The sequence below is a fragment of the Pseudomonas sp. P1_F7 genome (assembly GCF_056405655.1).
This window is the reverse complement of the sequence record NZ_JBFUBR010000024.1, coordinates 1-21,946: the sequence shown is the minus strand read 5'-3', so window position 1 is coordinate 21,946 and position 21,946 is coordinate 1. Positions and strand designations below refer to the sequence as shown.

18 protein-coding genes and 2 pseudogenes are annotated in these 21,946 nt (G+C 58.1%); 14 read left to right on the top strand and 6 right to left on the bottom strand.

Going from position 1 to position 21,946, the window contains the following annotated elements; genetic code table 11:
* The first annotated feature begins 13 nt into the window (after positions 1-13).
* The 3 genes and pseudogenes from AC1D1M_RS27940 to AC1D1M_RS27930 form a co-directional block, all read left to right on the top strand.
* Positions 14-1,126 (top strand): efflux RND transporter periplasmic adaptor subunit, encoded by a 1,113-nt coding sequence (locus tag AC1D1M_RS27940; protein WP_223542262.1) that lies wholly within the window; start codon positions 14-16, stop codon positions 1,124-1,126.
* Positions 1,123-4,230 carry an efflux RND transporter permease subunit gene (locus tag AC1D1M_RS27935; protein ID WP_477778174.1) on the top strand — a complete coding sequence of 1,036 codons (3,108 nt, stop codon included), beginning with the start codon at positions 1,123-1,125 and terminating at the stop codon, positions 4,228-4,230. The genes AC1D1M_RS27940 and AC1D1M_RS27935 overlap by 4 nt, the downstream gene beginning before the upstream one ends.
* Positions 4,185-4,342: pseudogene (locus AC1D1M_RS27930) on the top strand (integrase domain-containing protein); the annotation flags it as partial. The gene AC1D1M_RS27935 and the pseudogene AC1D1M_RS27930, both read left to right, overlap by 46 nt.
* A 134-nt stretch (positions 4,343-4,476) precedes the next feature.
* Here the strand turns inward: AC1D1M_RS27930 and AC1D1M_RS27925 are convergent.
* Both AC1D1M_RS27925 and AC1D1M_RS27920 read right to left on the bottom strand, forming a co-directional pair.
* The gene (locus AC1D1M_RS27925) at positions 4,477-5,019 is read right to left on the bottom strand and encodes a DinB family protein (protein ID WP_223616218.1); all 543 of its coding nucleotides are present in this window, start codon (positions 5,017-5,019) and stop codon (positions 4,477-4,479) included.
* Between the two features lie 58 nt (positions 5,020-5,077).
* Positions 5,078-5,980 carry a LysR family transcriptional regulator gene (locus AC1D1M_RS27920; protein WP_477778173.1) on the bottom strand — a complete coding sequence of 301 codons (903 nt, stop codon included), beginning with the start codon at positions 5,978-5,980 and terminating at the stop codon, positions 5,078-5,080.
* Positions 5,981-6,096: 116 nt separating this feature from the next.
* On the opposite strand from AC1D1M_RS27920, the gene AC1D1M_RS27915 reads away from it, so the two are divergent.
* The 5 genes from AC1D1M_RS27915 to AC1D1M_RS27895 all read left to right on the top strand — a co-directional run bounded on the left by AC1D1M_RS27915 (position 6,097) and on the right by AC1D1M_RS27895 (position 10,496).
* Positions 6,097-6,516 carry a nuclear transport factor 2 family protein gene (locus tag AC1D1M_RS27915; protein ID WP_159389643.1) on the top strand — a complete coding sequence of 140 codons (420 nt, stop codon included), beginning with the start codon at positions 6,097-6,099 and terminating at the stop codon, positions 6,514-6,516.
* Between the two features lie 3 nt (positions 6,517-6,519).
* Positions 6,520-7,587, top strand: a complete 1,068-nt coding sequence (locus AC1D1M_RS27910; RefSeq protein ID WP_477778172.1) for an SDR family oxidoreductase — start codon at positions 6,520-6,522, stop codon at positions 7,585-7,587.
* A gap of 170 nt (positions 7,588-7,757) precedes the next feature.
* Positions 7,758-8,300, top strand: coding sequence for a histidine phosphatase family protein (locus AC1D1M_RS27905; RefSeq protein WP_477778233.1), 543 nt, complete (start codon positions 7,758-7,760; stop codon positions 8,298-8,300).
* Positions 8,301-8,464: 164 nt separating this feature from the next.
* Positions 8,465-9,658, top strand: coding sequence for an MFS transporter (locus AC1D1M_RS27900; RefSeq protein ID WP_477778171.1), 1,194 nt, complete (start codon positions 8,465-8,467; stop codon positions 9,656-9,658).
* Positions 9,659-10,241: 583 nt separating this feature from the next.
* Positions 10,242-10,496, top strand: coding sequence for a DUF1652 domain-containing protein (locus AC1D1M_RS27895; RefSeq protein WP_477778170.1), 255 nt, complete (start codon positions 10,242-10,244; stop codon positions 10,494-10,496).
* Positions 10,497-10,585: 89 nt separating this feature from the next.
* On the opposite strand, the gene AC1D1M_RS27890 is transcribed toward AC1D1M_RS27895, so the two are convergent.
* Both AC1D1M_RS27890 and AC1D1M_RS27885 read right to left on the bottom strand, forming a co-directional pair.
* On the bottom strand, positions 10,586-11,494 hold the full coding sequence (locus tag AC1D1M_RS27890) for a carbohydrate kinase family protein (protein ID WP_477778169.1): 909 nt from the start codon (positions 11,492-11,494) through the stop codon (positions 10,586-10,588).
* 160 nt (positions 11,495-11,654) lie between these two features.
* The gene (locus AC1D1M_RS27885) at positions 11,655-13,220 is read right to left on the bottom strand and encodes a carbohydrate porin (protein ID WP_477778168.1); all 1,566 of its coding nucleotides are present in this window, start codon (positions 13,218-13,220) and stop codon (positions 11,655-11,657) included.
* A gap of 167 nt (positions 13,221-13,387) precedes the next feature.
* On the opposite strand from AC1D1M_RS27885, the gene AC1D1M_RS27880 reads away from it, so the two are divergent.
* From AC1D1M_RS27880 to AC1D1M_RS27855, 6 genes are all read left to right on the top strand, one after another.
* Complete coding sequence (locus AC1D1M_RS27880) at positions 13,388-14,662, top strand: ABC transporter substrate-binding protein (RefSeq protein WP_477778167.1); 1,275 nt, start codon at positions 13,388-13,390, stop codon at positions 14,660-14,662.
* Between the two features lie 21 nt (positions 14,663-14,683).
* On the top strand, positions 14,684-15,643 hold the full coding sequence (locus AC1D1M_RS27875; protein ID WP_154980007.1) for a carbohydrate ABC transporter permease: 960 nt from the start codon (positions 14,684-14,686) through the stop codon (positions 15,641-15,643).
* Entirely contained in the window at positions 15,640-16,482 is an 843-nt protein-coding gene (locus AC1D1M_RS27870) for a carbohydrate ABC transporter permease (RefSeq protein ID WP_015095827.1), read from the top strand. Before AC1D1M_RS27875 ends, AC1D1M_RS27870 begins: the two co-directional genes overlap by 4 nt.
* A 27-nt stretch (positions 16,483-16,509) precedes the next feature.
* Complete coding sequence (locus tag AC1D1M_RS27865) at positions 16,510-17,655, top strand: ABC transporter ATP-binding protein (RefSeq protein ID WP_477778166.1); 1,146 nt, start codon at positions 16,510-16,512, stop codon at positions 17,653-17,655.
* Positions 17,652-19,154, top strand: coding sequence for a glycoside hydrolase family 32 protein (locus AC1D1M_RS27860; protein ID WP_477778165.1), 1,503 nt, complete (start codon positions 17,652-17,654; stop codon positions 19,152-19,154). Before AC1D1M_RS27865 ends, AC1D1M_RS27860 begins: the two co-directional genes overlap by 4 nt.
* 92 nt (positions 19,155-19,246) lie before the next feature.
* The gene (locus AC1D1M_RS27855; RefSeq protein ID WP_477778164.1) at positions 19,247-20,239 is read left to right on the top strand and encodes a LacI family DNA-binding transcriptional regulator; all 993 of its coding nucleotides are present in this window, start codon (positions 19,247-19,249) and stop codon (positions 20,237-20,239) included.
* A 233-nt stretch (positions 20,240-20,472) separates the two neighbouring features.
* On the opposite strand, the pseudogene AC1D1M_RS27850 reads toward AC1D1M_RS27855, so the two are convergent.
* Both AC1D1M_RS27850 and AC1D1M_RS27845 read right to left on the bottom strand, forming a co-directional pair.
* Positions 20,473-21,472: pseudogene (locus tag AC1D1M_RS27850) on the bottom strand (IS1182 family transposase).
* Between the two features lie 168 nt (positions 21,473-21,640).
* On the bottom strand, positions 21,641-21,946 hold a 306-nt coding region (locus AC1D1M_RS27845; RefSeq protein ID WP_477778163.1), incomplete at its 5' end, for an AMP-binding enzyme.

Below are 21,946 nucleotides of genomic sequence, written 5' to 3'. Positions count from 1 at the left end.
AAGAGGAACCGTCTTGAAGAATTCCCTTACTACGGTCGGCGTTTTGGCCGTCGCCGCTATGCTTTGCGCGTGCAGCCCGGATCAGCCGTCCGTGCAGGCACCACGACCGGTACGCACCGTTGAAATTAGCTACGACAATGCCCGCGAAAGCAGCCGATACGTGGGCACCGTGCAATCGCGGCATGAAGTCGACCAAGCCTTCCGCGTAGGCGGCAAGGTCGCGCAGCGCAAGGTCGAGGTAGGCCAGTTTGTGCGCGAAGGCGACGTACTGGCTGTGCTGGACGACAGCGACTACCGCCTCGCTGAGGAAGCGTCGAGACAACAGTGGACGATTGCTGTCGAGCAGACGCGCCAGGCCGACTCGGACCGCCAGCGCCTGACTGCGTTGAAGGCTGACGGCTCGGTCAGTGCGGCCGACAACGAGCGCGCGCAGACCAATGCTCAAACCGCGCATGCGACCGCCGAGGCCGAGGCGCGAAAACTTGAGCTCGCGCGCAACCGGCTCAAATACACCGTGCTGCGCGCCTCCCGTAGCGGTGTTGTCACGGCTGTGCGCTTCGAGGCAGGCCAGGTCGTGGCGGAGGGCCAACCCGTGGTCTCGGTTGCGAATCCGGATGAATCCGAGATCGTCATCGACGTGCCCGAGGATCAGTTGTCCGTCTTCAAGGACGCGCAGTTCAAGGCCTCGTTGGCCAGTGCGCCGAACGAGGTCTTCGATGTCACGCTGCGCGAGCTATCGCCGCAGGCTGCGGCGCAGACGCGCACCTATCGCGCGCGGCTTAAGCCAATGCAGGCGCTGCCGCTGGGCGCCACCGCCACGGTGATGGCCGAGCGAGTCATGACAAGTGTCTCTGTGGCGGCAGTGCCAGCCACTGCCCTGACGCAAAACGGCGGCCAGCCGGCGCTGTGGGTGGTCACGCCCGCGGGCAAGGATCCGGTAGGCATCGTCGAACTGGAGCGTGTGGCGGTGTGGGGCTACCGCAACGACGAGGTGCTCGTCTCCGGGCCGCAAGCCGGCGTATTGGTCGTCACCGCCGGCGTCCAGAAGATGGCATCCGGCCTGAAGGTCGCGCTCCCCGGTACAGAGATTATTGACGCAAACATCACGCAGCAGGCCGCCCGATGAACAACTTCAACCTCACCGACTGGGCGCTGCGCCATCGCGCCATCGTCCTGTTCATGCTCATCATTGTCGCGGTGGCCGGTGCCTTCAGTTTCACCAGGCTCGGTCAACTCGAGGATCCGAACTTTTCCGTGCCCTCCATGACCGCCATGGTTATCTGGCCGGGCGCCACCGCCCAGCAATTGCAGGACCAGGTCCTCAATCGCATGGAGAAGAAGTTCGAGCAAATCGACAACTTCGAAAAGGTGGTCACCTACGCGCGGCAAGGCTACGCAGGCATGACGCTCACCGTGCGCGGCGGAACCTCCAAGGCTGACCAGCGCGAGGCCTGGTACCAGGCGCGCAAGAAACTCAACGACCTGAGCCTCGAGATGCCTGACGGCGTGATCGGCCCGATCCTGAACGACGAGTACGGCGACGTGTATGGCCTGATGTACGCCATCAAGGGCGACGGCGTCGGCCACGCCGACCTGTCGGACGCGGCCGAAGACATCAAGCGCCAGATGCTGAAGGTGCCGATGGTCAAAAAGATCGATCTCATCGGCAAGCAGGCCAAGCGTGTCTACGTCGAGTTCTCGCACGAACGCCTGGCAGCACTGGGCATTACACCGTTGGCCATCGCCGAAAGCCTCAAGAGCCAGAACGCCCTGTTGCCCGCAGGCCAGATCGACACCCGCGGCGACCGCGTCATGGTACGCGTAAGCGGCCAGTTCGCCAGCGAAGAGGCTATCCGCAACGTGCCCATCGCCGCAGGCGGCCGGCAGATCAAGCTCAGCGACATTGCGACCGTTACCCGTGGCTTTGAGGATCCGCCGACCTACACGGTGCGCCACAACGGCCAGCCAGTGCTGATACTCGGTATCACGATGACCAGCGACGGCAACATCGTGGACCTAGGCAAGGCGATGGACACGGCTGTCGCCAGGATCCAGTCGGAACTTCCCCACGGCGTGGAGCTGGAGCTCGTGGCCGACCAACCCACCACGGTGAAGGATGCTATTCACGACTTCGCGCACGCGCTGGCCGAGGCGCTGATCATTGTGATCGCGGTGAGCCTGGCCAGCCTGGGCTGGCGCGCCGGCCTCGTGGTCGCGACCACGGTGCCGCTGGTGCTGGGCGGCGTGGCGCTGGTGATGCTGGCGATGGGCTGGAACCTCGAGCGCATCTCGCTCGGCTCGCTGATTATCGCGTTGGGACTGCTGGTGGATGACGCCATCATCGCCATCGAGATGATGGTGGCGAAGATGGAAACCGGCATGGACCGCGTGAAGGCCGCCGCCTTCTCCTATCAGTCTACTGCCATGCCGCGCCTGACCGGCGCACTCATCACCGTCGTGGGCTTCCTGCCGATCGGCCTCTCGAAGTCCACCACCGGCGAGTACGCGGGCGGCATTTTCTGGATCGTCGGCGCCGCGGTGCTGTTCTCGTGGATCTGCTCCGGCATCTTTACGCCGTACCTGGCGGTCAAGATGCTGCCCAACGACTTGGGCAAGCACCAGCATGGTGATATGTATGACACGAAGTTCTACCGCAGCCTGCGCCGCCTGATCGACGCCGCCATCGAGCGCCGCTGGGTGGTCATCGGTGCAACGTTTGGCGCCCTGGTGCTTGCTCTGGCCTGTATCAAGCTAGTGCCGCAGCAATTCTTCCCCAACAGTTCGCGTCCTGAACTGGTCATTGACCTGCGCGTCAAGGAAGGCGCCTCGTTCGCCGCGACCACCGAGCAGGTCAAGCACATGGAGGAGATCCTGGCGAAGGACGAGGACGTGCGTTTCTATACCGCCTACACCGGCGCCGGCGCACCGCGCTTCTATCTCTCGCTCAACCCCGAGCTGCCGAATCCGGGCTTTGCCCAGTTCGTTGTGATGACCAAGGATCTGGACGCGCGCGAGCGAGTACGTGCGCGGCTGGTGGCCTCGGCTGACCAACAATTTCCACAGGCGTGGGTGCGCGTGACCCGGCTCGAGTTGGGGCCACCTGTCGGCTACCCGGTGCAGTTCCGCGTCGTAGGCCCCGATACCCAGGTGGTGCGCCAGATTGCCCGCGACGTGGAGAAGGTGGTTGGGGCCAACCCGAAGGTGCGCGACCTTCAGCTCGACTGGAACGACCCGGTGCGCACGCTGAAAGTGGCGCTCGATCAGGACAAGGCGAGCGCGCTTGGCCTCACGCCGGCCGACGTGTCGCTGGCGACCCAGACAGTGCTGAACGGCGCAACCCTGTCGCAGCTGCGTGAGCGCGAGGACCTGATCGACATCGTGGCCCGTGCCGTGCCTGAGGAACGCTTGAACCTCGACACACTGAAAGACATTAACCTTTACACACGCCAGGGTACGGTAGTGCCGCTGTCGCAAATCGCACAGGTGCGCTCAGAACTGGAAGAGCCGGTACTGTGGCGCCGCAACCGCGACATGGCGATCACGGTGCGTGCCGACGTGAAGGATGGCGAGCAAGGTGTATCGGTGACGCAAGAAATCCAGCCGTTGCTCAAGGATATCGAAGCGAAGTTGCCGTCGGGCTACCGCATCGACGTGGGCGGCGCGGTGGAGGAAAGTGACAAGGCCAACAAGGCGCTGCTGGCTGTGGCCCCGCTGATGATGGTCACTATCCTTCTGCTGTTGATGCTGCAACTGCAGAACTTCTCCCGCATGTGGATGGTGGTGCTGACCGCGCCGCTGGGCCTGATCGGCGTTGTGCCGGCGCTGCTGGTGTTCCAGTCGCCACTGGGTTTCGTCGCGATCCTGGGCATCATCGCACTGGGTGGCATGATCATGCGCAACGCGGTGATCCTGATCGATCAAGTGCAGATCGAGATCGCCGAAGGGCGCGACCCGTGGAATGCTGTGCTGGATGCCGCCATTCACCGCGCCCGTCCGGTAATGCTGACGGCGCTGGCCACTGTGCTCGCAATGATCCCGCTAACGCGCAGTGTGTTCTGGGGGCCGATGGCAATTGCGATCATGGGTGGCCTGACCGTGGCGACGCTGCTGACGATTTTTTTCGTCCCGGCGTTGTACGCCGCATGGTTCAAGGTGGGTCGCCAGACGGCCGCTGGCACCCTGCCGGTGAACTCGCCATCGCCACCGCGCAAAACCGGTTGTCCAGCGTGAACCGGACCACCGCCGCGCTTCGCGGTGATCAGTCTGTAAAAGTGCCGAGTCCGAGCAAGGCGATGGAATGCGGCGCACCAGTGTTCGTCACTCGGTGCCGCAAGGCCAAAACATCGCTCGTTCACCACCAGCGGTGCGAGGTGTTCGTCATGGATTAAGCCAGGGCAACAGCGATGCAATCAGTGCGATCCGAATCGAATTGCCCTCTTTGGCTGTGAATTCTCAATACTGGTATCCAGCTTTTCTTCATACGCTGGATCGGGATGGGATGAGGACGACTAAATCTGTATCACCTATGTCGACACCAGCCTGTGAAAGCAGCGTAGTAACCTGGCCACGGTGATGGGTCTGATGGTTGAAGAAATGCATCACCAGGCCGTAAAAATCCTTGTCGGACACTACACCCTTCAAGCTGGCGTAATGGAGGGTGTGGTCGAGATCGGACTCTGTAATAGAGTTAGCCCATTCGACGATTATCTGATCAAGCCTCTCTCGATACACTGAGAGTTCTCGAATAGTAGAGAACAACGCTTGGTCAAGGTTTTTCGGATCAGAAAGTCGCCTCACCGGCTCCAATGCCGAGTGGTTCGCTGGATGTTTGGCGAATCGCTTTAGCCACACAGTGTCTCCGGCTGCCACGTGGTTTAGCGTCCCGAGAATCGACCTGAAGAACGCTTTTCTATCAGCTGAGAGCTCATCATCGGACAAGCACCTGGCCGCTCCATAGATCTTTTCGTTCATCCATTTGTTATAGGTCGCCATCAGGCAGATATGGCCGGTACGGCTCATGTGCTCATCCTTTGAGTGGGTATTTGGTACGCAGTAGAGATCGCTATTCCTCCGATACTCACGGGTCGCCCCCTAAGAGGTAACCTTCGACATTTTCTATGGATAGGGCTTCGAGCAACACCTGCTCCAGGATGGCAAAAAAACATTTGATGTGGGCCTGCTTTAATGCCTGAGGCCGGGTCACCAGATAGACCTCCATATCTGGAAGGTGGAGATCCGGGAACAACCCGATCAGATCTTTCGCCAGTATACGGGGCAGTACGGCCACCCCCATACCTCGCCTCACCGATTCGAGCTGCACGGCGAACGAGTTCACGCTGATCTGCGCGCGGTCCAGACCACCGGCCTTTGCCGCACGCATTTGCGGCAACATGTCCAGCGGGGGAAGCAAAGCAACATTGACCGCAGTGGCCGGGGTCACCCCTGGAAACCGCTTCAGATAACCAGCATCAGCGAAGACACCGTAGGCGAGCCGGCCTATTGGTCGATAAATCAGCGACGGCTCACCCAGATGAGCTGTACGTACAGCAATGTCTGCCACACCGCGGACGATCTTGTGAAAGTCGGCTGTTACCATCAGCTCCACCGAGCAACGCGGGTGCAGAGAAGTGAAGCGACTCGCGGCCTCCAGCACACAAGACGAGAACCCCTCTCCTGCACTGACCAGGACACTGCCAGATAGCTCTGTGTGTAGCTCGGATATGCCAGCAGCGGTTTGACGCCTCAAGCCAGCTTCCGCTGCCAGGGCAACTTCCACGAGGGATTGGCCCCGCGAGGTCAACCAGCATCCTTCAACGCCCCGCTCGACGAGTGGCTCGCCCAGTGCGACCTCAAGTTGGGTCAGGCGGCGGGACACGGTAGACGCCGCGATACCCAGCAACTGGCCAGCTTGAAGGAAGCTGCCTCGCCGCGAGACTGCCAACAGCAGACGAAGATCGTCCCAATTTGCTTGCAACGCCATGCGTCCTGTCCTCCCTGGTCTGCATATGTGCAAATCCATTATGCAGTAGTCGCTGTTTTTCGGGAGAGGCCTCAAAGGTATATCTACAGGCCCTCGAAACGAATGGAATGAACTGTATGACTACTGGCCCCAACGACTATGCGGAACGCGCCTCAAGAGCCTTCAATCGCCGTGATGTGGAGGCGATGCTTGCGTTGGTTTGCGAAGACTTCATCTACCTCGATGGTATGGGGATTCAAACCGGTCGCGAATCCATGCGCAAACGAGAGACTGCGCTGTTCGAAGCGTTCCCTGACGCCCAGGTGACCTTCACCCCATTCATGGTCGCTGATGATCTTTTAGCGCTGACTGCCTTACTGACCGGCACCTTCGCCGCACCCCTGGTGCTGCCAGGCCGGGTGATTCCACCCCATGGACGCCATATTACCGTGCACTACGCCGCACACTTCACCTTCAGAAACGGGCTGGCCATCCGTGAAGAGGCCTTCTTCGACAGTGCGGTGTTGATGCCGTTAGCCGAACAGGGTGAGGGTTGAGCCATGCGCAGCGCATTTGTTACTGGAGCAACCGGCTTGCTGGGCAACAACCTGGTGCGTGAATTGGTCGCTCGTGGCTACACGGTCAAAGGCCTGGTCCGCTCAAGAGCCAAAGGTGAACAGCAGTTCAACAATCTGCCGGGGGTGGAGTTGGTCGTGGGTGACATGGCCGATGTCGACGCATTCGCGGCATCGCTGCAAGGCTGCGATACGGTGTTTCACACCGCGGCGTTCTTTCGCGATAACTACAAGGGTGGCAGGCACTGGAAGGAACTCGAAAAAATCAATGTCGCCGGTACGCGGGACCTGATTCACCAGGCCTACCGCGCCGGTATACGACGGTTCGTCCATACGTCTTCCATTGCCGTGCTCGACGGCGCACCTGGCTCGTCCATCGATGAGACATGTCTGCGGGCCGACGCCGACGCGGATGACTACTACCGCAGCAAGATCCTCGCCGACCGTGTCGTCTTGTCGTTCCTGGAAGCACATCCCGAGATGCATGCCTGCATGGTCCTGCCCGGTTGGATGTGGGGTCCTGCCGACATTGGCCCGACCTCCTCGGGACAATTGGTCAACGATGTCGTGAACGGCAAGTTGCCCGGGCTGATCCCTGGCAGCTTCTCCGTTGTCGATGCCCGTGATGTGGCATCGGCACTGATTGCTGCCGCCGAACATGGCCGACGAGGTGAGCGCTATCTCGCGGCGGGCCGGCATATGACGATGCGTCAACTGGTCCCTGTTCTAGGACGTATCGCGGGCGTCAAGACACCCGTTCGACAACTACCGCTGCCCTTTCTATACACCCTGGCGACTGTGCAGGAGATCTATGCGCGCCTGACCGGCAAGCCCATTCTGCTGAGCATGGCCACGTTGCGCCTGTTGATACGAGAGGAGTACCGCACCTGCTTCAACCACCGCAAGAGTGAACAGGAGCTTGGCCTGAGTTTCCGGGCGCTAGAGCTGACAATCACTGACACCGTGGCGTGGTACCGTGATCACGGCTGGTTTGAAAACCACAGTGCGCGCGCCTCGAAGAAAAAAAGCTCATCGGTCACGGTCGACAACTGACTTTCGCAGACGGGATTACCCTCTGGTCCAATAGCCGATAATCTCGAGCCTCATGGTGCGGTTTTGTGCGGGTACGGGAGGCGTACCTTGAGTTCCCGAAACCGCACTTGCTGGTCATTTACCACACACCAGAACAAGGACGTCAATTTGTGAACAGGGAAATAATCCTGATGCGTCACGGCCAGCCAAAACTGGCCGCAACCGACAAAATCTCAGCGCTCGAGATGAAAGACTGGATCGAGCAATACGACCGATCCGAAATTACCCACCACCCGGTCCCCCCTGCCAGTATGCAACTCGCCGCAACAGCCACGGTGATTGTTTCAAGCAGCGCGCCTCGTGCGCTGACCTCCGTCCAGGCGCTCGGCCTGAAGCCTGCACTGGTCGACGCACTTTTCTGCGAAGCACAACTACCTTGTGGTCATTGGAAACTGCCACGGCTATCGCCGTTTACCTGGGCATTTATCCTTCGAGTCTTATGGCTGTGCGGTTACTCACGCAACGTCGAATCCGCCGGCACTGCGAGGATGCGCGCCAGCGCGGCAGCCAAACGATTGCAGTCCCTTGCCAGCGATGGACCGGTTCTGCTGCTCGGTCATGGCTTTATGAATCGAATGATCGCCAATCAACTGGTGGCCGACGGATGGGCTCGCCAAAAAGGTAACGGCAGCCAGTATTGGAGTGCGACCGTGTATCAGTACGGCGGTGTGTAAGAGGCGCCAACGGGTCGGCAGAGATGCCTGTTAAATGCAGCATCGATGACGTGCGCCGGTACCGGCGCCTGGATATCGGAAGGAGCAGCGCGGCCATTAGTTTTCATTGATAATCGGCACGCTGCAGCTGCATTAAGGGACGATTCATTCAAGGGAGAGAAGTCGTGTCAGCCACATCTGGGAACAGCAACATTTTTCGCCTGGCAACCGCCCAGGCATTGGCGGGTGGTAACTCTGTCATCGTCTACGCAACCGGCGCTATCGTGGGAGACATGCTTGCACCGGATAAAGCATTGGCGACGCTGCCTATCTCCATTTTTGTCGTGGGCATGGCGAGCTGCACTCTACCTGCCGGTGCGATTGCGCAGCGCTATGGGCGCAGTCTCGTGTTTATGCTGGGAGCGTTGTGCGGCATCCTGATGGGAGTGCTGGCTGCGATTGGCATTTATTTGTCCTCCTTTTTCATTTTCTGTGCTGCGATGCTGTTGGGTGGCGCTTATGCCGCTGTGGTGCTGACGTTTCGTTTCGCCGCCGCAGAATGCGTTCCAGAAAACAGGCAGCCCTGGGCTCTTTCAATCGTCATGGCTGCCGGGCTAGTGGCGGGTGTACTAGGTCCACAGACGGTCACCTATACGATGGACCTATGGGAGTCACACCTGTTTATCGCTACTTATGTTGCAGCCGCATTAATGGCAGTGGTTTCGGCGGCGGTGCTGCTAGGTGTCGATTTGCCACGCCATGAGGCGGCTGTTCGTACTCCAGGTCGCCCGCTTGCGGTGGTTGTTCGGCAGCCTCGACTCATCAACGCCATGCTCTGTGGTGTCATTATTTACACCTTGATGAATTTCCTGATGACTTCGGCCCCACTAGCCATGAAGCATGAGGATCTTTCACTGGAATCATCGAATCTGGCATTGCAGTGGCACGTCATTGCTATGTACGCACCCAGTTTTTTCACTGGAAATCTGATCCACCGTTTTGGGGCAAACCGCGTTGTGTTGATGGGGTTGATGTTAACCGCCGCTTCTGTTGCTGTCGGGCTTGCCGGCGTGCAGTCCTACCACTTTTATCTATGTTTGGTGCTTCTAGGGATTGGTTGGAATTTCGGTTTTGTCGGCGCCTCTGCGCTCGTCCTTCAGTGCCATAAAACAAGCGAAAGAAACAGTGTCCAGGCGCTCAATGATTTCATTGTCTTTGGCGCCATGGTACTCGGCTCGTTTGCATCGGGAGGTATATTGAATCGATACGGTTGGACCGTTATCTGTGCGCTTGCCTTTGTACCTGTGCTGGTTGCGATAGCGACGTTGATGTTGAGCGAGCATCGCGTCAGGTATTCAACTCAGGAACGCACAAGCTAGTTCCGCGGGACTGGCTTAGCCTCCGGACCATGATTCGATTCACGCTGGATAACCGGTTTTGCGCAGTGGCGATGGCGAGCGCACCTTGTTCAACTTGCTGACGCCTCCTTTGTGTGAGGAAAAGCGTAGCAGGCAGCAAAAAGCCCGCTCAGTGGCGGGCTTTCTGTACGGGGTCAAATCCTTTTGTTCGTTCAATCTGCGCTCCATTCTGTGAGCGTTTCGTGAAAAGCATGTCGCAGATACGAAAAAGCCCGGCGTCGGCCGGGCTCTCTGTAGATGGGCCAAATCCCTTTGGCTGACCGCATTGTGCGTGACGGGTGTTACGGATGCATGACAGTGCAGATACGAAAAGCCCCGCGCGGGTGTGTTAAGGCGCATATTGCACCGCTGCTGATTCTGTCTAGCCGATTGCAGGCTGCTGCCAAACGATCTAATGGTTGGTGCCGGATAAAGCATAGACTGAAAAGTAACCTTCTCCGCCAAGGTCAAGGGTAAGGTGATCTAGCGTGCAATCGTTACACGCTCCTGATTTTACGCGCTATAGCATGAGTCTCTTGGTTGGCTCCTGTTGAGGGTAGCCACCATGCTTTCCAGTCTAGAGCTTCGATACCTGATCGAGAGAAGCTTTCTCCCGATGTATTGCGCATGCTCAGTTTCATCTGACAACTGTCTTACTGTTCGTATCTACAGTCCAGAGACAGGCCGGATAGATCTTTTCTCTACCGGCATCCCCTGTTCCGAGCTCAACAGCAATCGTGCAATAGAGAGTATGCTCGCCAACCTGCGCAATGATCTCAACGCACATACCGAGCAACTTTCGCTCGTGAGTAATCATTGAGCCCCAGAACCCCGAGCCAGCAACGCTTATGGCCAGGGTCGGTGTCGCGTCTTTTTACTTAGACAACTCCTCGGCGCCGGCAACCATGGTCAAGTATGTTTTAGCAGCTGCAGCAAACCTTCCACATCAGCTAGCGCTGGAGCATGGGCTCCGGCATGGCGGCAAGATATGGATGCGCAAGCCGCTGAAAATTGCAGGCGCTCTCTCAAGTCCACGATCCCCAGCAACTGCGCAGCCAGCCAACCAGCCATACAAGCGTCTCCTGCTCCAACCGTGTCTTCCACCTTCACGGCAATCGCCGGCTGATCGAGTTGGCTGTCCGGGGTGTGGAGAATCATCCCGTGTTCTCCTCGGGTAAAAAGGATCTGCGCCTGAGGATTAAGAGCGCGAAGCTCATCCATTGCCTGGTGTTCTGTCAGCCCTGGATAAATTTGCCGAAGGTCTTCATCGGAAAGCTTAATCATGTCAGCAAGGGTGGTCATCGTAGGGAAGGTCTGCTCCCGATAATGGCTATCCATTAAATTGCGCCAGTTCGGATCATAGCTAATCCGTTTACCGGCTTTTTTGGCCTGCTGAGCAACTTTAACCAGCTTGTCTGCGAGTGGCTGTCGAGCCAAACTGATGCAGCTGAAATGACACAGCTCTGCTTGGTTGATCCATCCTTCGGGCATCAGATCTGGATCAAAAAACAGATCGGCATCTCCAGCAAAAAAGTATCTTGGGGGACGGCTCGATGGAACGATGGCGACCAAAGGATCTCGGTCTACCCGTTGGATAAACCTCATATCCAATGCTGCTGCTTCCGACTGCGAAACTATCTCGTCACCCAGTGAATCCATGCTCACCGACCCAGCAAAAGCACTGCTGACACCCAAGCGACTTAGCGCTCGTGCAACGTTCCAGGGAGCACCACCTGGGTAGCCCTTCCACTGTCCAGGAGTGCCTTGGACAAGATCGGTCAGGGCTTCGCCAAACACTACTGCGCGAGGCAATACCATCGTCATTTCCTCAATTTTTTGTCGTAGGGAACTGCTGGCTGATCAAAATCGACCGGTAATCACTTACTCAATGCGCTTTGATGAAAGGCAGGGTTTGTTGAAGTTAGAGAAGTTTTCATAGCCAACTTCAAAGCAGATGTTGGCCGGACGCGTTCAAGTATTAAAACCAGGTTTCCATTTGTATACCGTATTGCCATACACCTCCGGCTTTGAAGTCCGTCATGCCAAAGGAGTCTGTGGTACTGAATCTGTCCAGATCCGAAGACCAGTTCATGAAGCTTGCGAACACTCGCAATTCGGGACGTGTAAGAAGATCTCCAACCTCAGGTTTGAATGTCGGGGCGACAGTGAATTTCCAAAAGTTACCGTCGACCGCATTACGTTGTAGATAGTCCTTCGGGTCGAGGTTCATGGTTTGCCAGCTTATTTCGTAGGCCATCTCGAAATTGCTGTTGATTTTATTGGCCAAACGCACGTTCAGGGTCAGCCAGCGGTAGTCGTCACCCTTGACGTATCTATCCTTGCTCTGTTCGGCCAGCAAGCTGGGCCCGATGCGCCAGTCAGGCGCAAGGGGTGTCTCACCGTAAAGTGCCAGACGCAGAGCGCGGGCATCGTCGATGAGTTCGCCATCCGAGCCGATGTTCTTGACCTCAGCTCCCAGACCTTGCCCATAGAGCAGCGCCGTTTTGAAGAAGCCTTCCCTGCCGAAAAAGTTTCTCTGGTGATTGGCCAGCATGCTGTGCAAGCCGGAATCCGCAGGCGTCAAACCCGCTGCATTGGTGCGGGTAGCGAAATCGTTTTTCTTTGCGCCGATGGCATTGAACATCCACTGCCACTGACCATCCTCGAAGAACTGGTTGGAGGTCAGGATGTAGCTTTCCACATCGGCACTAAGATCGCCTTGACTGAAATCCCCGTAGTTACGCCCGATCAAAGAGTAGTTCGAACGCCAATTCTTGTTCATCTGCATATCGTAGATTCCACCCCCGGTGCCGGCCAGATAGACAACGTCCGAGTCCAGCCAGTGGATATCGAAATTATCTCTATCGAATCGCTTGCCTGCCCACAGGGTGGCGTTCTCGAACACTGAATTGCCCTTGAACGCAGCGACATGGTCAAGCGCTGTGAATACCTGGCGCACGTTCAGTTTGCTTTCGTCGGCCGTCCAGTCATTGGAACTTTCCACACCATCGGCGATGGAGACCGTGAATTTGGAACGGGTGCCGTTTTGCGCATAGATTTCTTTCGACAGGTCTATACGCATGTAGGTGTCGTCCTCGTTACCGAGTCGCCCGACTGCACCACCGACTGAACCGGCAGGAGTTTCATAAGGGCCGCCACGACCACCACCCAGCCGATCGTTGATCAACAATCCGGAGCGGGCGTAGCCGTTGAAGCTGAACCCATCAGTGAGGTGTCCGGTACTGCCCTCTTTCTCCAGGCTTTGCTGACGGGCTTCGAGTTTTGCCAGTCGGGTATCCAAAGCGGGCGCCGAAATTACTGCCGCAGTAGACGCGGCGGGCTGCAAGGGAGGAGTGGCGAGTTTGATCTGCTGCAATTCCCTGGCAAGTGCCTGGGTTTGCTGCTCGGCTGCGGCTGCACGCTTTTCCGCGGCGCTGGCACGGGCTTCAAACGCGGCCATGCGTTCTTCCAGAGTAGCGGCCTGAGAGGTCGTCACCGAGGTGCTGAGCACGCCTGCGAGTAGCCAGCTTGATGCTTTCTGCATGTGGATTTCCTGTTTTGTTTTTATTGTTTTGTTCCCGCGACCGGCCATTTTTCATGAGTTGCGAATTGTCGCAATCGACGAAAAAAAAGATGCCTCATCGCAAATACGCTGCTACATTTGGCGATGTTAACGTTAACTTTTCTAAAAACAAAAATAAAGAGGGCTTTATGAAACTGCTCAAATCTCTCCTTCCAGCAGCACTACTCACCCTCTGTGCCGGGCTTCCATCCGTCTCGAGTGCAGCCGATTTGACGATCTCCTGCGGTGCCGTGGGTGCGGAATTACAACTCTGCAAGGAGGCTGTCGAGGCATGGTCGAAACAGACCGGCAACCACGTCGAGGTGGTTTCCACGCCTAACTCGGCGACCGAGAGGTTGTCGTTCTACCAACAGATCCTCAGTGCGCAGTCCTCCGACATCGACATCATTCAGATCGATATGGTGTGGCCAGGGATGCTAGCCAAACATCTGCTGGATCTGCGCGAGGCGCTTCCCGCCAACGCGACCCAAGGCTACTTCCAGGCACAGGTCGATAACGCCACGGTGAACGGACGGCTGGTGACGATGCCGTGGTTCACCGACTCAGGCCTGCTGTATTACCGCAAGGACTTGCTCGATAAGTACGCCAAGCAGGTTCCCCAGACCTGGGAGGAAATGACCGCTACGGCCAGGGCTGTTCAGCAAGCCGAGCGCAACGCCGGGAACCCCAATGCGTGGGGTTACATCTTTCAGGGGCGCGCCTACGAGGGCCTGACGTGTAATGCACTGGAGTGGATCAGCAGCCAACCGGAAGGCGGACTGGTCAATCCACGAGGTGACATCGTGGTCAACAGCCAGGCCTCAAGAACAGCGTTGACCCTGGCGAAAAGCTGGGTGGGAGACATCTCCCCGCGGGGCGTACTCAATTACACCGAGGAAGAAGGCCGGGGTGTATTCCAATCGGGAAATGCGCTGTTCATGCGTAACTGGCCTTATGTCTGGGCTCTGGTGCAAAGCCAGGACAGTGCCGTAAAAGACAAGGTCGGGGTCGCTCCCCTGCCCCGCGGCGGCGAGACCGGCAGCCATGCCTCCACCCTCGGTGGCTGGGGCCTGGCGGTATCGCGTTACAGCGCCCATCCAAAACTTGCCGCAGAACTGGTGAGCTACCTGACCAGTGCCCAAGAGCAAAAACATCGTGCCCTGATAGGCGCCTACAACCCGGTTATCGAGTCGCTGTATCAAGACCCCGAACTGCTCGCGGCAATGCCTTATTACGCTCAGCTGCACAGCATTCTCAACGATGGGGTGATGCGTCCCGCCTCCATCACTGCCGATCGCTATCCAAGGGTCTCCAATGCGTTCTTCGATCGAGTGCATGGCGTGCTGGCGGGCGAGTTGCCTGTCGATCAGGCGCTGGCCGAACTGGAAAGCGAACTCACGCGCATCAAACGCCGGAACTGGTAAGCCACAAGGAAGGAAATCACCATGTCTGTCTCTACTACTGCCCCCTGTGACGAGCTCCTGCTCACCAGGGAAACGCCCGTACAACGTCGCCGAGTACGCGCCGCCTGGCTATTTCTGACACCGATGCTGCTGTGTCTGGCCCTGGTGGCAGCCTGGCCGCTGCTCCGAACATTCTGGTTCAGCCTGACCGACGCCAACCTGGCGGACACCAGTGGCGGATCCTTCGTAGGCTTAAGCAATTATCTGTTCCACAACGGTTCCACTTGGTCGGGCATCCTGGTCGATCCTCAATGGTGGAACGCGGTGCGCAACACCTTGCATTTCACCGTGGTGTCGGTGGGACTGGAAGTCGTGCTGGGGCTGCTGGTGGCGTTGCTGCTGAACATCAAGTTCACCGGCCGTTCCCTCGTACGTGCGTTGATTCTGATTCCCTGGGCGATTCCTACCATTGTCTCGGCGAAGATCTGGTCATGGATGCTTAACGACCAGTTCGGCATCATCAATCACCTGATGCTGAGCCTCGGCCTGATTGACGCGCCCCTGGCCTGGACGGCGGATGCGGACCTGTCGATGTGGGCGGTGATCATCGTCGACGTCTGGAAGACCGTCCCTTTTGTCACGCTGCTGATGTTGGCGGCCTTGCAGATGTTGCCGAGCGATTGCTACGAGGCCGCCAGGGTCGATGGCATTCATCCGCTGAGGGTGTTCTGGCGTGTCACGCTTCCCCTGCTGATGCCCGCCTTGTTGGTCGCGGCGATCTTCCGCATCCTCGACTCGCTGCGGGTGTTCGACGTGATCTATGTGCTGACCTCGAACTCGTCGAGCACCATGAGCATGTCGGTGTATGCCCGCCAGCACCTGGTGGAGTTCCAGGACGTCGGTTACGGCAGCGCGGCCTCGACGCTGCTGTTTCTGGTGGTTGCGGTCATCGCCATGCTTTATCTCTACCTCGGACGCCGTCAATTGGAGGTCCGGTCATGAGCCCGCGCCTACTGAAAAAAACGTTGTTGCGCCTCGGGTTCTGGTGCCTGATCGGGGTGTTGCTGCTGTATGCGGTCTTCCCTTTCTACTATGCCATCGTGACTTCGCTGAAACCGTCCAGCGCCTTGTTCGAGGTGAGCTACTGGATCGATAACCCCGATTTCTCCAATTACGCGGCGGTACTCCACCAAGCCTCATTCCTGCGGGCCATCGGTAACTCGCTGGTGGTTGCGTTGTGTGTGGTGACGCTGGCGCTGTTCCTCAGCCTGACCGCCGCCTATGCCTTGGGCCGGGTGAAGTTCCGTGGGCGTGGCACGGTGTTGATGATGGTGCTTGGCGTGTCGATGTTTCCCCAGGTCGCGGTGCTGTCGGGGCTGTTCGAAGTGATCCGCGCGCTGGGCCTGTACAACACGTCCTGGGCGTTGATCCTGAGCTACACGATTTTCACCCTGCCCTTCACCGTTTGGGTGCTGACCACGTTTATGGGGCAACTGCCCCATGAACTGGAAGAAGCGGCAATCATGGATGGCGCGTCCCCCTGGGTCACGCTGACCCGGGTGCTGTTGCCGCTGCTCTGGCCCGCGCTGGTCACCACTGGCTTATTGGCCTTCATCGCCGCGTGGAACGAGTTCCTGTTTGCCCTGACCTTCACCCTCACCGACACGCAACGCACGGTGCCGGTCGCCATCGCCCTGATTTCCGGTGGCAGCCCCCATGAGCTGCCTTGGGGATTGTTGATGGCCGCCTCGGTGCTGGTCACCGTCCCATTGGTGATTCTGGTGCTGATTTTCCAGCGCCGAATCGTTTCCGGTCTCACTGCCGGCGCGTTAAAGGGTTGATGCCCAACAAAGACAAGGAACAGCATCGTGATCAAATTGAAACTGGACAACGTGAACAAACAATTGGGCGGCGCGCGGATTCTTCGCGACGTCAGCCTGGAAATCGCGGCGGGTGAATTCGTGGTGTTCGTCGGCCCTTCGGGCTGCGGCAAGTCGACCCTGCTGCGTCTGATCGCCGGACTGGATTCGATCTGCGGCGGCGACCTGCTGATCGACGGGCGTCGCGTCAACGACCTGGAGCCGCGCGAGCGTGGCGTCGGCATGGTGTTTCAGTCTTATGCGCTGTACCCGCACATGAGCGTCTACGACAACATCAGCTTTGGTCTCAAACTGGCCAAGACTGAAAAGAACAGCCTGCGCGAGCGTGTGCTGAAAACAGCGCAAATCCTTCAATTGGACAAACTGCTGCAACGCAAGCCAAAAGAACTGTCTGGAGGGCAGCGCCAGCGTGTGGCAATGGGCAGAGCCATGGCGCGTGAGCCGGACATTTTGTTGTTCGATGAGCCGCTCTCCAATCTGGATGCATCCTTGCGGGTGCAGATGCGCAACGAAATCGCCCGGCTGCATGATCGACTGGGCTCGACCATGATCTACGTCACCCACGATCAAGTGGAAGCGATGACCCTGGCCGACAAAATTGTTGTACTCAATGGCGGTCGCGTAGAGCAGGTCGGCTCACCGCGCGAACTCTATGAGCGCCCAGCGAGCCGTTTTGTCGCCGGTTTTCTCGGTTCGCCCAGAATGAACTTTCTGACGGCGCGCCTGCATGCCCCGGGTGAAACCAGCCTGGTCGATACTCCCGTCCTGGGTATGACCTCCCTGCCCTTCGACAGCTCGAACCTGGCGGCGGACGCCCCGCTGAGCCTGGGGATTCGCCCGGAACACGTGTCGCTCAAGGCGGCGCTGGGAACTGCCGGCGTCGTCGTGACCGGGGTCGAATACCTGGGCAGTGAAACCTATGTGCACCTCGATACAGGTCAGGACGAGCCACTGATCTGTCGTTGTGAGGTCAACGCCGGATGGCAGGTGGGCGATCAGGTCGAACTGCAGCTGGAGTTCGGCAATCTGCACCTGTTCGACGCCGACGGCACTGCCTTGAGTCGCCACCCACAAGCCATTGAAACCCTGCTGGATGACGTCTCTCTACGCTCAGTCCGAGCACGCGCCCTATGACCTTATCTTTGAATACCATGAGCGACCCAATGTCTTCTTCCCTTGACCTTGCGCAGCGCGCACTGGGTGACGGCCTGTCTCGCGTCATCCAGGATTATCGACCCGGTTATCATATTTCCCCCCCGGCAGGCTGGATGAACGACCCTAACGGGGTAGTGTACTTTCGTGGCGAGTATCACGTGTTCTATCAGCATTACCCCTTCGACGCGAAATGGGGCCCGATGTATTGGGGCCACGCCAAGAGTGCCGATCTGGTTCATTGGCAGCACCTGCCCATTGCGTTGGCACCCGGCGATGACTTCGACCGTGACGGATGTTTTTCCGGTAGCGCAGTGGTGTGTGGAGATACCCTGGCACTGATCTACACCGGACACACTTGGCTGGGGGAAGTGGGTGACGAACGCTCGATCCGCCAAGTCCAGTGCCTGGCCACCAGCACCGACGGCATCCGGTTCGTCAAGCATGGCGCCGTCATCGAGAACGCGCCGCAAGACACGATCATGCACTTTCGTGACCCCAAGGTATGGAAGGAGGATGACTATTGGTACCTGATTGCCGGCGCGCGTCTGGGTGATAAACCGCTACTGCCGCTATACCGTTCCACGGATCTGCACGCCTGGGAGTTCCTTGATTATGTGTCCAGCGGCAGCGAGGGCGATGGCTATATGTGGGAGTGCCCGGATCTGTTCCGACTGAACGGGCGCGATGTGCTGCTGTACTCCCCCCAGGGCATGCAACCCGAGGGTTACGAACGGCTCAACAAGTACCAGACCGGTTATCGAGTGGGCCGACTCGACAGCGAATGGCACTTCACGGGCGGGCCTTTTATCGAGTTGGATAACGGCCACGATTTCTATGCCGCACAAACGCTACTGGCCGCCGACGGTCGGCGCCTTGTGTGGGCGTGGCTCGACATGTGGGAAAGCCCGATGCCGAGCCAGGCCCATCACTGGTGCGGCATGCTCGGTTTGCCGCGCGAACTTGAACTGTGTGCCGATCGCCTTTGCGTGTATCCGGCACGGGAGCTCACCGCACTGCGCAAGGCGCCATTGCCAGGCACGCCCTGGTGGGATGAGTCGGGAGCCCGATGGGTGCGGGAAATGAATGGCGACAGTCTCGAAATCCATGTGCAGCTGGATTTGCTCGGCTGCACCGACGGCCATCTGGGAATCGCCTTGCGTTGCAGCGATGATGGCCGTGAAGAAACCCTGCTCTACTACGATGCATCACTGCATCGCCTGGTGCTTGATCGCAGCCGCTCGGGTGCGCAAGTCACAGGCCAGCGCAGCGTATCGATAGACCCGACACAAGAGCGACTGGAACTGCGCGTGTTTCTCGATCGCTCGTCCATCGAGGTGTTCGACGAAAACGGGCGCTTCAGCCTCAGCAGTCGCCTCTATCCGCGGCCCGACAGTCTGGGCGTGAAGCTTCTGGCAAGCGGGAGTGGCGGGCGTGTCTCGATTCCCAAGGCATGGCCTCTCGGCTCTGGATGGCTATGAGCGGCGGATGGCTATGAGCAACGTCATTCGAGTCGCGAGAAGCCCGGGCCCTGTGTCATGATTCTGCGTCAACCTGACCGGCCTCACCTCGCATGACTTCAGTGAAAGACGTTGCACAGCTGGCCGGCGTGTCCCTGATGACGGTTTCTCGAGCGCTCAATAACCCGGAAAAACTGAGCCCCGAAACCCTTCTGCGGGTGCGTCGTGCCATTGATGAACTGCAATTCGTACCGAGCCTGTCGGCGCGCAAAATGCGCGGCGACAACCTCCAGTCGCGAACTATCGGAGTGTTCGCGCTGGACACCGCGACCACACCGTTCGCGGTCGAACTGTTGCTGTCCATCGAACAGACCGCACAGCAAGCCGGCTGGAATGTCTTTATCCTCAACCTGTTGAGCAACCCGCCCACCGACCAGAACATCGACCTGATGTTGTCGCACCGTCCCGACGGGTTGATCTTCAGCGCCATGGGGTTTCGCCAGGTGTGCATTCCCGAGCGCTTGAAAAGCAAACCCCTGGTACTCGCCAATTGCCTGGCCGATGACAGTCACCTGGTCAGTTATGTGCCGGACGACGAATCGGGGCAGTATCGCGCCGTACATCACGCGTTGAGCCAAGGCTATCGGCGCCCTCTGTGTATCAATCTGCCCAAACAAAGTCTGGCCTGGGGCCTGCGACAAAAAGGCCTGCAGCGTGCCTGTCAGGCATTCGGCCTGGCGCCTGACGCACTGCTGCAATACGACCTTTCCGATCATGATGCCTATGGTGAAACCGCAGCCATCCTCGACCGGCACATCATCGAGGGTCGTCCCCAGTTCGATGTTCTGATCTGTGGCAACGACCGCATTGCCTTTTGTGCCTATCAGCTATTGTTGGGCCGTGGCCTGAAAATTCCCGACGATGTCGCCGTGCTCGGCTACGACAACATGATCGGTATTGCTGAGCTGTTCATCCCGCCGCTGACCACGGTGCAACTGCCGTACTACGAGATCGGTCGCAAGGCTGCCCGGCACCTGATCGAGACCCTCGACGTATCGGGAGCCCAGCCAGTTGATTGTCCATTGGTGGTCAGGGCATCGCTATAAGATTTAGTTAATTCGGTGATAGCGCGCCCGCTTGCTTTCGATTTGCCACTGGCCTGTCACCGACCGCTTATGGCCCAGAGTGTGTAAAAACGCTCATGGCCTCATCGCATTCGATCATCGACGCTCGTTGACTGAGCGATTGCGCAGTCAACGCCGCGGCGTCGCATCAGTCGCGACCTGGAACACGTCAACGCTGTTTTTACAGCTTTGGGGATGGTCCAAAGTCAGCCTTTTTAGGCCGATAGCGCCTTCATCAATCTGTGGGCACCGATAATTTTCATGACCCGTTTCAAGTTGTAGGCGAGCACATTCAAGCTCATCTCCACACTCACCCCGGCCAGCTTTCGCGTCAGGAAGTGCGCCGCACCCATCCATTGTTTGAGCGTCCCGAAGGGATGCTCATCGAGCTGAGTTGATCGCGGTCGGAACCGACGTTAGTCACCTCATGCGCAACGATCAAATGGTGCTGAGTATCGACCGCTGTCTGCACGTTGTAGCCGACGATTCCCGTGCCACGCGTCATCATGGAGCGGCTGTCGGGATCGGTCAGTGAGACCTGTTTATCCGGCGATTCGTTGAGCTGAATTTCGATCGCCTGAAGCTCTTTCATCTGAGTTTTTAGCTTGGCGATTTTCTCTTCCAACCGCACGGTGCTGGGCTCGGTAGCTGCGGGTTCTTGCCGATCGGCAGCATCGAGTGCCGCCAGGTAACGGCTGATGCTCGATTCAATTTCTTCCATTCGCCGCTTCAGTTTGGCGTTGGTGAAATTGCGGTCGCGGTTGTTGACTGCTTTGAATTTACTGCCATCGATGGCGACCAGATTTTCTCCGAACAGTCCCAACTGCTGACACAGCACAACGAACTGGCGACAGACGTCTCGGATGGCCTTGCTGTTGTCCTTTCGGAAGTTGGCGATGGTTTTGAAATCCGGCATCAAACGCCGGTCAGCCACATCAGCTCGACGTTGCGCTGGGCTTCTCGCTCCAAACGTCGGCTCGACTGGATGCGGTTGAGATAGCCGTAGATGTAAATCTTCAGCAGGATCGCGGGGTGGTAAGCAGGCCGGCCAGTATCGGCTGGAATGGCACCTTCAAAACCCAGATTGACCAGGTCGAGTTCGTCGACAAAGACGTCGACTACGCGCACCGGATTGGTATCACTTACGTAGTCGTCGAGGCTCTCGGGAAGTAAGGTGCTTTGACCTCGATGCTCACCTTGAATAAAGCGTTTCATGGGCGATCCTTGCGATGAAGTCCTCAGAAATCATAGCAAGGGTTCGCGGAGGCGTTTTTACACACTCTGGGCCGATTGCTGCCTTGGAGAAGGACAGCTATCGACAAAGAAGCTCCTCCCGGTAAATGACCGGGCGAAACTTCATGCTCGCCATGGCTTTTTTGTAGTTTATGAAGCGATCATGGTTTTGTGAGTGTCGATCAGATGCTGCACCACACTTGGATCGGCCAGGGTGGATATATCCCCCAACCCATCATATTCAGCCGTCGCAATCTTGCGCAGAATCCGCCGCATGATCTTGCCCGAGCGAGTCTTCGGCAGCCCCGGCGCCCACTGGATCACATCCGGCGAAGCAATCGGGCCGATCTCCTTGCGCACCCAGTTTTTCAGTTCCAGGCGCAGCTGCTCGTTCGGCTCTTCACCGTTTTTAAGGGTGACATACACATAGATGCCCTGCCCCTTGATGTCGTGCGG